The sequence below is a fragment of the Marinomonas phycocola genome (genome assembly GCF_047525455.1).
In the GTDB taxonomy this organism is placed as follows: domain Bacteria; phylum Pseudomonadota; class Gammaproteobacteria; order Pseudomonadales; family Marinomonadaceae; genus Marinomonas.
On sequence record NZ_JBLIXL010000006.1, the window covers coordinates 1 to 13,085 of the forward strand.

Annotated in this window: 13 protein-coding genes and 1 pseudogene; 1 reads left to right on the plus strand and 13 read right to left on the minus strand. The window is 39.5% G+C overall.

Translation table 11 applies throughout. The features are described 5' to 3' along the window. On the minus strand, positions 1 to 564 hold a 564-nt coding region (locus ACMUMJ_RS06015), incomplete at its 3' end, for an IS66 family transposase zinc-finger binding domain-containing protein (RefSeq protein ID WP_414677898.1). 29 nt (positions 565 to 593) lie between these two features. Further along, positions 594 to 956, minus strand: a complete 363-nt coding sequence (gene tnpB, locus ACMUMJ_RS06020; RefSeq protein ID WP_414677899.1) for an IS66 family insertion sequence element accessory protein TnpB — start codon at positions 954 to 956, stop codon at positions 594 to 596. A gap of 230 nt (positions 957 to 1,186) precedes the next feature. Between tnpB and ACMUMJ_RS06025 the strand changes: the two are divergent. Beyond that, positions 1,187 to 1,348 (plus strand): annotated as a pseudogene (locus ACMUMJ_RS06025) (IS481 family transposase); the annotation flags it as partial. Positions 1,349 to 1,407: 59 nt separating this feature from the next. Here ACMUMJ_RS06025 and ACMUMJ_RS06030 read toward each other — a convergent pair. From ACMUMJ_RS06030 to flgF, 11 genes are all read right to left on the minus strand, one after another. Next, the gene (locus tag ACMUMJ_RS06030; protein WP_414677900.1) at positions 1,408 to 1,728 is read right to left on the minus strand and encodes a hypothetical protein; all 321 of its coding nucleotides are present in this window, start codon (positions 1,726 to 1,728) and stop codon (positions 1,408 to 1,410) included. Continuing rightward, positions 1,697 to 2,125 carry a flagellar export chaperone FliS gene (fliS, locus tag ACMUMJ_RS06035; protein ID WP_414677901.1) on the minus strand — a complete coding sequence of 143 codons (429 nt, stop codon included), beginning with the start codon at positions 2,123 to 2,125 and terminating at the stop codon, positions 1,697 to 1,699. Before fliS ends, ACMUMJ_RS06030 begins: the two co-directional genes overlap by 32 nt. Positions 2,126 to 2,370: 245 nt before the next feature. Continuing rightward, on the minus strand, positions 2,371 to 2,769 hold the full coding sequence (locus ACMUMJ_RS06040; RefSeq protein ID WP_414677902.1) for a flagellar protein FlaG: 399 nt from the start codon (positions 2,767 to 2,769) through the stop codon (positions 2,371 to 2,373). An 899-nt stretch (positions 2,770 to 3,668) separates the two neighbouring features. Further along, positions 3,669 to 5,228, minus strand: coding sequence for an HD-GYP domain-containing protein (locus ACMUMJ_RS06045; protein ID WP_414677903.1), 1,560 nt, complete (start codon positions 5,226 to 5,228; stop codon positions 3,669 to 3,671). Positions 5,229 to 5,236: 8 nt separating this feature from the next. Then, a complete protein-coding gene (gene flgL, locus ACMUMJ_RS06050) occupies positions 5,237 to 6,457 on the minus strand; it encodes a flagellar hook-associated protein FlgL (RefSeq protein WP_414677904.1) in 1,221 nt (406 codons plus the stop codon). A gap of 3 nt (positions 6,458 to 6,460) precedes the next feature. Continuing rightward, positions 6,461 to 8,440: a flagellar hook-associated protein FlgK gene (gene flgK, locus ACMUMJ_RS06055; protein WP_414677905.1), complete on the minus strand. Its 1,980-nt coding sequence runs from the start codon at positions 8,438 to 8,440 to the stop codon at positions 6,461 to 6,463. Between the two features lie 116 nt (positions 8,441 to 8,556). After that, the gene (gene flgJ, locus ACMUMJ_RS06060; RefSeq protein WP_414677906.1) at positions 8,557 to 9,567 is read right to left on the minus strand and encodes a flagellar assembly peptidoglycan hydrolase FlgJ; all 1,011 of its coding nucleotides are present in this window, start codon (positions 9,565 to 9,567) and stop codon (positions 8,557 to 8,559) included. A gap of 48 nt (positions 9,568 to 9,615) precedes the next feature. Continuing rightward, positions 9,616 to 10,701, minus strand: a complete 1,086-nt coding sequence (locus ACMUMJ_RS06065; RefSeq protein ID WP_414677907.1) for a flagellar basal body P-ring protein FlgI — start codon at positions 10,699 to 10,701, stop codon at positions 9,616 to 9,618. A gap of 23 nt (positions 10,702 to 10,724) precedes the next feature. Then, positions 10,725 to 11,387, minus strand: a complete 663-nt coding sequence (flgH, locus tag ACMUMJ_RS06070) for a flagellar basal body L-ring protein FlgH (RefSeq protein ID WP_414677908.1) — start codon at positions 11,385 to 11,387, stop codon at positions 10,725 to 10,727. Positions 11,388 to 11,406: 19 nt separating this feature from the next. Further along, positions 11,407 to 12,192: a flagellar basal-body rod protein FlgG gene (flgG, locus tag ACMUMJ_RS06075; protein ID WP_414677909.1), complete on the minus strand. Its 786-nt coding sequence runs from the start codon at positions 12,190 to 12,192 to the stop codon at positions 11,407 to 11,409. A 72-nt stretch (positions 12,193 to 12,264) separates the two neighbouring features. Further along, complete coding sequence (gene flgF, locus ACMUMJ_RS06080; RefSeq protein ID WP_414677910.1) at positions 12,265 to 13,008, minus strand: flagellar basal-body rod protein FlgF; 744 nt, start codon at positions 13,006 to 13,008, stop codon at positions 12,265 to 12,267. Positions 13,009 to 13,085: the final 77 nt, after the last annotated feature.

Below are 13,085 nucleotides of genomic sequence, written 5' to 3' on the forward strand. Positions count from 1 at the left end.
TCTTTGTTTAATGGCGCTGCGTGTACCTGACTGATCACAGTGTCGGCAAGCGTATTTAGGTCGAACCGTTTCAAGGACTTTAAGCTGAGCGGGGATAAATTCCAGCTTTTCGGACGTGTCTTCACCCATTTTATGCAACTCACCCTGACAGCAATCACAGACTTTTTCCTCTTCTGGGATATCTAGAATGATCGTCTCACGAGGAAGATCTTTGGGCAGAGGTTTACGCTTAGGTTGAATGCGCTTTTTAGCCACCAAACGGTTTTCTTGTTCATCATCCACTTGCGAGTCGGGTTCAACGTCCGATGTTTCATCAAACAAATCCCCTTGACCCGGCATGACTTCGGAGCTGTTACCAAACTGTCGCTGCTGAGCTAAACGCCATTGTTCCAGAATGTTCTGATACTTAGATTGCCACTGAACAAGCTCTGAATCTTTTTGTTTAAGGGCAGAGTCTTTTTGACTGATTTCAGAGACCTTTTGATCCAACAACGCTTGCTGCTCAAGCAAGAGTTTTTTGAGTGATTTAACATCGTTTGGAAGGGGGGCTGATATCGTTTTCATAGCGATGGATTATACCAGATTCATTGTGATTAACAGTCATGATAGCGATAAATTATTTCAGGATGAGCGCCTTCTACCTCCATAGGTAGACCTTCCAACAACCAATTTAGCTGTCGGGCAGAGATGCGAATTGATAATGTATTGTCTTCAATTCCCGGCCACTTAAATGTGCCTTTTTCGAGCCGTTTGTAATGTAACCAAAAACCATTGGCAGACCATTGTAAAATTTTGAGTTTATTGCGAGTACGGCCACAAAAGACAAAGAGATGTTCAGAACAAGGCTCCAACGCCAGATCATAAGCCACTACCTCACATAAGCCATTAATGGCTTTACGCATATCGGTTGGACCACAAATCAAGGTAATAGAAACTTGGGGGGAGGATGTAAACATGAGAGATGACTCCTTGAGGAAAAGAAATCATCACTTTATGTGAATCGAAATTTGATTGTTATGTGTGGTTTGCTGGACGCTTACTTTCATAAAACTCACCTATTCTGCAATTTTTTGGGCTTGTAGCGTGTTTTTAGTAAGATTTAGGCATTAACTCTCTTATAAAAATATCAAAAAATCAATCAGTTGGGAATTTTTCAGGGACGACCAGATAGGGTTGGATAGGCGCTTACGATAGCCTAGAAGCTCTGCAAAAAGATCTGGACGAATGGATGGTCTATTACAATAATGGCCGAGCTCATCAGGGAAAAATGTGTTGCAGAAGGAGCTCACTAGATACATTACTTGATGAAAAAGCGATTTGGGTGGAAAAGAATTTAACCCAGATCTAAACTGACAGACACCGATTCAAAATAAGGTAACTGTCAGATCAGGTCTGAGCTAGAGAAGACTATTTATTGTTTTTATATACATTTAATTTTTTCTTAACATTTACAATAGTACCTAACTCAACGCCTTTTGATTTTTGAATATCAGCCACTTTAATAATCAACTCGTTAAGTCTATCCAAAGAGGCTTGGATAGACTTGTAATGAGATTCATCTAGTTTAGATGAATCCTCAAGAGTTTTTTTAGTTTCGACATTAAACTCAGATATAACTAGCTTTGCTTTTTCAATATCATGCTCATCGATTGTATGCTCTAGTTCTTTTAGCAAGTCGCTCATTTTTGCTATGTAATCAATTAGCATTTGAATCGATGCCGTTTTCATTCAATGTTTTTTCACGAACTGCATGAGGAATCTCATCCCAAGCAGACTTAATTTCCTTCATAAGATTAATAACTTCATCTACAATCGCCATATCATTTTTCAAATTGGCTTCAATTAAGCGATCCACCATATAAGTATATAAAGCATATAGGTTGTCAGCAATTTCACCTCCGATATCAAAATCTAAACTTTCTCGTAACCCAATCAGAATCCCGGATGCCTTAGATAGAAAATCACTTTTTGCTTCAGCATTTTTACTTTCTATCGTCACTTTAGCCATAACCATTTTCTCTATGGCTCCCTCCATTAATATCTGAATAACTTCATAACGGTCTGCCCCCGCTATTCTCATTTTCAGCGCTTCTTTTTGATAATTTTTAACTTTGGGATTGTACATAACTAAACCTATTGACTATATCCGTTATTCAAGAAAATTCCACATCAGAATGAAAAATAAACTCATTTTCAAAAACTAAAAGCACTCATAAAAACACTCAAGATAGTTTTTATAAGGCCAATATACTTCTGTTAGAGAAGTCTAAAGTTAAAAAACTATTTATATATTACAATCAATTCACTCTCAATATTTGATTCATAACCTTTAATTCACCCATAATGAAAATCGGGTACCATATCAAAAACTTAAACTTTTTCGTCAAGCAAGACACCTTTACCTTCAAGCTTTTCAGCGAATTCTCCTAAAGCTTTAGCTATTTCACGGAATTCTTTTGAGGGTATTTCCCTGATGAGTTCATTACTTTCTTTATCAAACACTTTGATAAAAGGAGATGAGTCACGCTCATCAAATTCAAACACTAAATTTGTAGAAGTAACCGGTATATATTGATTCAAGCGAGTCAAATTTTGTTTAAGCTCTTTAATGACCTCATCTTGATTTTCTTTTTTTTCCTCCATGATTATTTTTTCAGAACCCGATTCAATACCTTTGACTTCTTTTTGAACCAACTCTTCGACGTTCTTTTTTGAGTCGATCGGTGTTTTTAAAACACCTAGATCACTAATACCATCAATACTTTTCATACCCCCTCCAAAATTTCTAACAATTTTCAAGACGATCAACAAAAGTAACAATCTTGAATTATATTAATCTAGTAACTAAAATGTCGCATAAGGAAACTAATACATCTAACTTAGAATAGCTTAACTCATCTTTTTCAATAACTCACTTCTGAAATTGAGCACATCAAATACTACCTGCATTAGTCTTCCAATATTCTGTACACAGCCTCCTCTTTACCTAACTGTTAGGAACGGCTACGGGATACCCCTACCCAGTAACATTCCCTTCGAGGTCTCTAACCCTAGATTTCTCTATACAAGCTTATCGCCAATCGAAAACGAAACTTTAATTAAACTTGGTATTTTTTGCCCAATCAAGCAAAAAAAAACCATAGATGCGGCAAAAAAATGCCTCCCTCCAACCAAAGTAAAGCAGAGCTAAACGACGACATCTAGTTACCTCACACCCTACCCGATACAATTCAGATAAAAACTCGTTGTGAACAGTAGATATCAGACAAAGATAATGTTGAACCCTCTCTAAATACCCAAAAAAAACAAAAAAACAACCGCAATAATTACTTATTAGCATATTCATTAGTATTGGCATGTTTCATGCTTTATATAGTTGGTATGTATTTATATATAAAATAGAATGCATACAGGATTTTTAATGCCTCCGCTTTAATCATCCTTTTTTTGGCGCCTTTGTAAATACCCCATTAGACAAAGGCGCCTTCCTCTTATGCAATTAAACACTCCTCTTTAGCTACTAGTCAGTCACTATCCTCTTGTCAAAACGCGGCAGCTAAAATAAGAAAAACATTTAAGGCTAAGTTGAACTCGTTAAGTCTATTTGGAGTGCATTATAATTTTTACATGGAAACACTCAGAGAAAAGAAGGCATTCATGAAAAGTAATCAAAATAAATGGTTAATAAATTGAATGCCATGAAGCTGTGGGTTTACTTCTGAAACAATCTTTACATCACTACGCTTTGAACTGGAGCTGTCCACAGATATATCGACTACAGGAATAAAAGCATTCTGAGCAACACTAAACACCTGTCTAATTAACGAAGGTTGATTGAGCTTATTTAAGCTAATTACAAAACCGATTCGACCATTAGATAATGAAACACATGATCCGACAGGGTATTCCCCCATACTTTGAACAAATTTTTCGACTAATTTTTTATCGAAAGCCAAACCAGCTTCTTTAATCAAGCGCTCACATGCTTTAACCGGCCCCATAGAAACTTTATGCTGCTGCTCTGATGTCATTGCGTCGTAAGCATCAATAATTGCTGCCATTTTGCCATAAATAGAGATTTCGTCATCTTGCTTTCCTACAGGGTAACCTGTTCCATCAATTCTTTCATGATGATCACTAATCATTTGGTAGATTAATTTCACCAATCCATCAGAGTTTTTTACCGCACTAAGAGCAAAATCAATATGCTTACGAAATAGATCTGACTCTATTTGAGTCAACTTACTTGATTTAGAAGACAAAGCATCTGGTAATCGGAAGCGCCCAATATCAAACAACAAACCACCCAATGCGATGGCAGAAACATAAGAGTCAGACAAACCAATTACACGAGCAAAATGAACACCCAGAACTGCAGAGCTTAAAAGGTGTTGCAATAAATAAGACTCACTCTCTTTAGCATGGCGTAATGCAAGCAAAGCAAAAGGGTTCCTATCATAGGATCTAATCAATTGATTGCAATACTTTTGCAATGCAGTCACATCAAAAGGAGCACCGACTTTCATATTCTTTACCTGTTCAGTCAGTAAATCTTGACCTTCAAGTAATAACAAGTTAGCCCTCACAACCTCATCAATAAACTCAGTAGGCTTAATTCTAGATTTAATTTCAGTTTTTTTCTTAGGAAGTTCTTCAATTTGAGACTCAGGAAGAGTTTCATTTTTTAGATCAGACGCTGCAGAACGAGATGCTACTTCTTTTTTGTCTTTTCCATCATCTGCCGCCTCCTCCTTAAACGATAAAATAACGCTACGAGTATGATCATTTAGAAGTGAGCGAAAATAACGAAATAAGCTTCTACCTTGATTTGAAAGAACTCTTAATTCTTTTGTACCATACCCATCCCCTAGCTTACGAAGTCCTTTAACAGATTTACCTAAAGCAATTGAAAGACAAATTTGTAAAAGCCTCTCTTCAGCATCGTATAAACGATCCGCCACAGAAGATAAAGTTGTTTTTTCATGGAAGTAAGAATCATAAGGCATAACACCTTTGTCTAAAGCAGTTTTAACAATGTCCAACGCCATTTGACGCTTTGCAATCTGAATAATTCGGTGTCGCTTCCCGTGCTCCTTAACCAACTGTACTATTCTTTTGCTACGCTTAATTTCAGAGCCGATTTGCAAAGCATCCAAAAGTAAATCTACATCGAAATAATCGAAGGAAATATCGACACCAAAACACAGATCCGCTTTAAACAATGACATTTAAATACCTACAGCGCATTAAACAATGAAAGATTAGTGACTCTGGTAAATAAAAGCTGTGACGCATCTATCGCCTGCTGCGCTAGAGCCAATTCGGCAGATGCAGCAGGCAAATCCAAACCTGAAATCGCATTTTGGGCTGACTGATTAGTTATTTTTGAACTGGAGCTGTAATTTTCAACTTGAGAAATCGTATCCAATCCAGCCCCTATTGCCGACCTACCAATCCCTATTGCCTCTCGGGTATTACGAATACTGACAAAAGCATCCCTAAAGGCAAACTCTTTATCTTTTAATGTCAAAGAGTCATCCCTTAATGTATTAATGAAAGAGCTCATTTGATTTAGAATATTATCTCGGGCAGGAGGATTAATATCTAAAGCGACCGTACTACCAGCAGCACCATTCAACGAAACTTCCATCCCAAGAAACTTCATTGCTTGGCCAGAAACATAATTCCCAGAAGCCACCACCCCACCACCAGAATCTACAACGGAAAAAGTATCAGGTGCCCCCACAGCAGTGGTTAATGTGTATTGATTATTTGCAGGCGTAATCGCATCATAATTATCAGCTACAAAAACATCAAAAGCACCTTGATCACCGACTCTGACCCCACCTAAAGTCGCTGGGCCAGCGGTTACAGTACCAGCAAAGTCATTACGTACTTTTGCAGATTCAAAAAGCTCTTTACCAGAGTTAGACACATTAATGGTTACCGTTTCTGACAGCTGAGACTGCACCTTACCCTCATCCCCTCTAAAAACATAAGAGCCGTCTGTTTGCTTTTGAAAAGGAGGGTTATCAGAGTCAAAGCCAGCAAAGACGTATTTACCATCAGATCCTTTTGAATTCATCAAATCAGCTGATGATAAAACCAGAGACTCCAGTTCAGAGGCAATTGAATTTAAATCACTCTGATCAAAAGCCGAGTTTTCCGCTTCAATTCTAAGTATATCCATTGCGTCTAAAATATTTCTTAAACTCGCCAATGAAGCGTCTTGATATCCTAACCTATTTTTTGCGAATGTCGCATTCTCCGAGTATTGTTCTATCAATAAGTTGCTTGCTTCATACTGCAGCAGCTGACCTGCTCCAACAGGATCATCACTGGGTTTAACAATTTCCGATTGCTCTATGATCTTACGATTCACATCCAAATATCGCTCATTGGCTTTCGTTAAACCTTCAATAGACTGACGATAAATAAAATTATTGGTAATTCTCATGATCTACCTCACTGCGCTTAATAATGTTTGAAACGTGTCTCTGGCCGCTGTGATAACTTGCGCTGAAGCGGAATAAGATTGTTGAAACCTGACCAACTTAACAGCCTCTTCATCCATACTCACCGCAGAGATCTCATCCCTTCTATTTAAGCTCTGTTGCAAAACGGTATCACTGGAATCCATATTCAATTTCAATGAATGGGTTTGGCTACCAATGTTAGTCACCATCGCCGTATAACTTTGAGTATAAGACCTTCCGCCTTCAACCAAATTCTGATTTTGTAGGTCCGCCAATTTTAATCCATTAAAATTATCCCCTGATCCAGAAGAATTAAACGACATATCAAAAGAATCACCAGGAGTAGGTATAGACGAAACAGACACATCGTATCCAGCAGAGTTCAACCCAGCCTGCTCAAGTAAATTATTATAGTCAGTGATATTAGATACAGTCGCCAAAACATTCCCGCCACCATCAATCACTTCATACTCATCTGCTAACGTAAATCGAATTGATTGCGGTGCCGCTGCATCCAGACCACCACCAGCAACAAAACCAGAGGTTGCAAAATCGACATCAGTAATATCTGACAGACTAATCTCTGCGTTCGAGATATTTGTTAGCGCACTTGAAACAATAATCGGTGCATTTAATGCCAGTTGTTCACCCGTACTTGCAGCAACAGAGATACCTCCTGCGGCACCATCAGTGGGAGTAAACTGATAAAAATCGCCGTTAGCAAAGGTTACATTTGGATCTTCTTGTAGCCTAACTTCAATGCCGAGACCAGGTATTGACACATAACCATCGGCAGATGGAACCGCCGTGCTTAAATCAACACTAACGAGAACACCGTTTGCATTACCATTAGAATCAAAACCTGTTACATCAAATGTGGTTGCCGATCTCATTGTTAAACTGTAAGTATCTGTCGTTATTTCATGAGATTTTCCAGTCTCAGGGCGAATATTAACATCATGGAATAAGCTTGAATTTTCAGAGCTTTGATTGATCTGTATCGATGTTAAAGAAAGCAAATCTTTACCATACTCACCGTTATAATCTAGGCCTAATGCATTTTGAGAATTCATGCTATCAGCAAGAACGATGGCCTGCTGCCCCAAGCGTCGATCCATTTCCGTTAGCATATCATTGCGATAGTCCATTAAAGCGCCTAACTGTCCACCCAGAGACTCGTTATTCAAGCCTATCTCATAACGACCAAAATCTAATTTCAGATCAAACTCTGAAGGATTTTGCTCATTAGGAGACAGTATCAACTCTTTCGCATCATCCTGTAAAACTAATGGCTGGCCATTTTTTAATTGAAGCTCCATTAGACCATTAGAGTCATACGATAATTTCACATCGATCATCTCACTAATGCCTCTTGCCAATTCTTCTTGCTGATCTCTCAATTCATTAGCAACACGACCACCGACAGCTTCTTGAACTGAGATCTTTTCATTCAAATTAGCGATTTGACCTGCTATTTCATTGATTTCATTAATCACTGTGCCGAGTTGACCATCCACTAGATCACTTTGACTATCCACAAAACCAGCCAACTCATTAAACTGGCTCACCATATTGGTTATATTCGTATGAACGATATCTCTCGTTGCCAAATTGGTCGGCTCTGCGTTTGCCGCTTGAAGCGCAGAGAACATATTATCAAGGTAAGTATTTAAAGAAACAGACTGATCACCGACAATTTCATCAGCCGTTGTCGCCAACTGATGATATTTTTCATAATAATTATTGGCAGATGTATCCGCCCGAACCTGCTGATTTAAGAATTGATCAACTACACGATCAGTATCACGAATCGCAACACCGCCATTTAGCGTGGAAGTAAGAATCGTAGTTTGTCGATTAAACCCAGCCGTATTAACGTTCGCTGTATTCTGCCCAGTTGTAGTAATAAGGGCACTACTGGCTTGAATACCGGACAATCCAATTGAATATAAGCTTGCACTCATAACGACTCACCTCGATTTCACTTCAATTTTTTTATGCTAATAGGTTAGCAAGGATATTAAGTCTATCGGTTAGGCATGCAAAAACTTGACCAATTTATGAAAAGTACTAAATCAGATTAAAGAAGTGTTTCAAACCATTTACTAGAAAGGATACTGTCTATTTTCTGACTGTAATTAGGATCGGTGGCATACCCACCTTTTTGAAGATAAGCGGCAAACATTGCCGCATTATCGCCAACTAATAAGGCATCTTTATACCGCTCACTGGTTTGAAGAAAATTAGCATAATCATTAAAGCTTTCCGCAAAGGATTCATACGCTCTGAAAGGGGCTTTTTGCTTTTTAGCCACACCATTATCGTATTCAAGCGTTGTAACAACAGCCCTCTCTCCTCCCCAACGTGAGTCCGCTTTTATACCAAACATATTAAAACTTGCCGTTCCATCCGCCTTAGCAATAGGGAATTTCCCCCACCCTGTCTCCAAAGCCGTCTGAGCTAAAATCGCTTTAGGATTGACCCCAAGCTGTTCTCCAGCTTGCTTTGCCAATGGCCACAGCTGCTCAACAAACGCTTCGGGTGACTCAAATATCACATTTTTTACAGGAACAGGAGCGTATTGAGCAGAGCTATTCGCAGCGACATTCCCTATAGGTTGGTTATTTGAAACACTCTCTGCCTCGATGCGCTCAGACTTGTCCAATAAACGCCGACTCGCCTCTTGAGCCAACAATTGGATTTTAGCCAAGTCTTGAGTCGCTATATTTTGCAGTAACTCCGTATCTCCCCCAGAAGAATCAAACTGAGCAATACCAGACGTACCACGTCCTTCAAATTGCCTAATCAACGCATCAGCCAACCCAACACCACCAGATTTCGCCATTGATTGTGCCATTTGAGAATCTAACATTTCTTCATATTGACGAGTTTGATTACTAGAAAACAAATCACTCCCACCAATCAGCTCATTAGAACTGCGCATGTTTTTTAGTAGCATCCCAATAAAAATTGACTCAAACTCTTGAGCAACTTTTTTCAACGCAGCCCCAGGGTCCTTTTGAGCTTGCGTTTTCAATGCTGCCAATGAAGAGAAATCAGCATAAAAATCATTTGAATTAATTTTATTCATAACTTCTCACCACCTAAATATTATGCATCCAACTCAGTTAAACAAACATCATATTACAACCAAATCAGCATTCAATGCACCCGCTTGCTTTAACCCTTCAAGTATCGCCATTACATCACCAGGGGCCGCACCCACTTGATTAACCGCCCTTACAATGTCATTGAGAGAAGCACCTGGGTCAAATAGAAACATATGACCACTGTCTTCATCAACCGTGATTTCGGTTCTTGGAGCAAGAATCGTCTCCCCTCCAGCCAATGCGTTGGGTTGACCGATTTCTGGATTCTCTTTAATTGTTACCGTAAGACTACCGTGAGTCACGGCTGCTGGGGTTACTGTTACATTTTGACCAATTATAATGGTTCCCGTACGAGAGTTAATCACAATTTTAGCTCGCTCTTTTCCAAGCTCGACTTCTAAGTTTTCTAAAATTGATAAGAAAGCCACTCGTTGGCTAGGGTCTCTCGGGGCAGAGACACGTATAGACGTAGCATCTAACGTTTGAGCAACACTCGGCCCTAGTAAGTTATTAATGCGATCCGTCACATGCTTGGCTGTCGTAAAATCAGGTCGATGCAAATTAAAAGTCAACGTATCACCACGATTAAAGCTACTTGGCACAACTCTTTCAACCGAGGCGCCATTTGGAATACGACCTACTGTAGGTATATTAACTGATAGCCTAGAACCATCCGCACCTTGCACACCCAACCCACCAACAACTAAGTTGCCCTGAGCAATAGCATAAACCTCACCATCAGCCCCTTTCAGAGTAGACAACAACAATGTGCCCCCCCTTAAACTGCTCGAATTGCCTATAGAAGATGCCGTCACATCAATATTCTGCCCCGGTTTTGAAAAAGCAGGCAATGTTGCAGTTAAAGAAACCGCAGCCACATTATCTGAATCTGTTGACACTCCTTCCGGCAAAGTAATACCAAATTGGGACAACATACTGGCAAAACTCTGCTCAGTGAACGCAGTGCTGTCTCCAGTGCCGTTTAACCCAATAACCAAACCATATCCAAACAATTTATTATCACGAACTCCTTCCACAGAAGTGATGTCTTTTAATCTTTCTGCATAAGAAAAGCTAGAAACAATCAACAATAGAAAAATAAATAACGATCTCATAACATCAGCCTAAGTAGATTTCGTTAGAACGGCATCCAGCTTGAATTAACAAACCGACTTAACCACCCCTGTTTGCTTCCTTCAGCAAGCTCACCCGTACCGGAGTAAGCAATCCTTGCATCCGCCAAGCGAGTTGAGCTGATTGTATTATCAGCACCAATATCAGCATCTCTAACCAACCCAGAGACCCTTATATATTCTTGACCCCGATTAAGTGTAATCCATTTCTCACCACGAACAGCAAGCAACCCATTTGGATAAATATTGTAAACAGTAACCGTAATACTTCCTGACAAACTGTTGCTTTGGTTCGCATCCGCGCTACCAGAAAAATCTGTAGAGGTACTAGGTAAGTTTGTATCCAGACCGATAGGAACCCCTAATAAGGTTGGATTCGTAATAGTAGAAGAAGACGATTTAGATAAACTGGACGCATTCGATTTGGTTGATCGAGTACTTTCACTCAAATTAACAGTAAGAATATCACCAATTTGCCTTGCTTTTTTATCACCAAAAAAGATGTCCCCCATCCCAGCCTGATAAATACTACCATCCGCCCTATTATTCGCCTGAATACGCTCCTGAATAACTGGCGCATAAAATGGATCATCTGATGTTGGGGTGGGTTCTACGACAGCACAACCAACTAAAAACACCATAAAAACAGTTAACGTAAACAGTTTCATAATACCACCTAATCTCACCTTAGAGCTGCTGAGTAACAAAACCAAGCATAGAGTCTGCCGTCGAAATTACTTTAGAATTCATTTCGTACGCTCTTTGAGTTGTTATCAAATTAACCAGTTCTTCAACAGAATTCACGTTAGATGCTTCCAACATCCCTTGTCGCAGCCCCCCCAATGAATCCTCTCCAGGAACACCAACAATCGGCGCACCACTGGCATTGGTTTCGGTAAATAAGTTTTGACCAATAGCAGTAAGGCCCGATGAATTGATAAAGCCTGCAATATTTATCGCTCCAACTTCTTCCGTATCAGTTTGACCCGCTCTTAACACCGAAACAACGCCATCATCACCTATAGTAATCTCAACTACGTCTGGATCAATCGTCACAGCAGGCTCAAGCAGTAAACCATTCGGAGTAACAATTTGCCCATCACTGTTTAACTGAAAACTACCATCTCTTGTATAACCAACAGTTCCGTCAGGTTGCAAAACTTGAAAAAAGCCGTCACCTTGAATTGCAACATCAAGCTGACGATCAGTCACATTATAGTCACCTTCTGAAAAATCTTTCTGCGTCGCTGTGACTCGCACACCTGACCCAATCTGCAAACCCGACGGCAACTCATTGTTTTGAGAACTTAATCCTCCAGGTTGTCTCACCGTATGGTACAAAAGATCTTCAAATACAGCCCTATCTTTCTTAAAGCCAACAGTAGATATGTTTGCCAAGTTATTTGAAACAACAGACAATTGCTTATCCATTGCACTTAAGCCTGTTCTACTAATCCAGAGCGCTGAATGCATACTATTACCTTCTTATTAATTTATCTAAAACAATACGGCGATAATTTATTTTGTGCTTATTTTGCTGCTATTTTAACCATTACGCTGCAATATGCGTGCCGCAGCATTTTCATTATTTCTAACCGTATCCATAACTTTGATATTAAGCTCAAAACGCCGAGATAAATTCATTATATGAGTCATCTCTTCAACCGCATTAACATTACTGCCTTCGATAAACCCCGATATTATTTTTGCATCAGGGCTCTGATCAAATACTTGACCATCCTTCCCATATATCAAACCACTGCTCCCCTTTTCCAATTGCTTTGTATCCGGAGAAACCAGTTTAACTTGATTAATCACAGCAATTTCAGCCAAGGTTCCACCCTGAGGAACAATCGAAATCGTACCGTCATCACCAAAATTAATCTGATCTAGAGGAGGCAGAAAAATTGGCCCATCATTCCCCATAACAGGCAATCCTGTTGCGGTTACAAGTTGGCCAGAGGATGTAATTTGAAGGTTACCCGCACGAGTATAAGACTCACGCCCTAATTCATCTTGAACGGTAATAAAACCTTTATCTTGGATGGCTATATCCAGATTACGATCTGTTTGAATCAATCCACCCGATTCAAAACGCGTACCAGGATTTTCTGTCATTGCATACACACGAGAAGGAAAGTGCTCGCCATTAATTTGCATTGAACGCGCTTGTTCAAAATCAGAACGAAAACCTGTTGTACTGACATTTGCCAAATTATTAGCATGGACCGTTTGAGCGTGCATAGTCTGTTTGCCACCGCTCATGGCAAGGTAGAGTGCTCTATCCATTCAACATACCCTCAAAAAAAAGAATCTATACAGACAATACAATAAGTATGCCAGTATAGATTCTTTTAGAAAGGTAG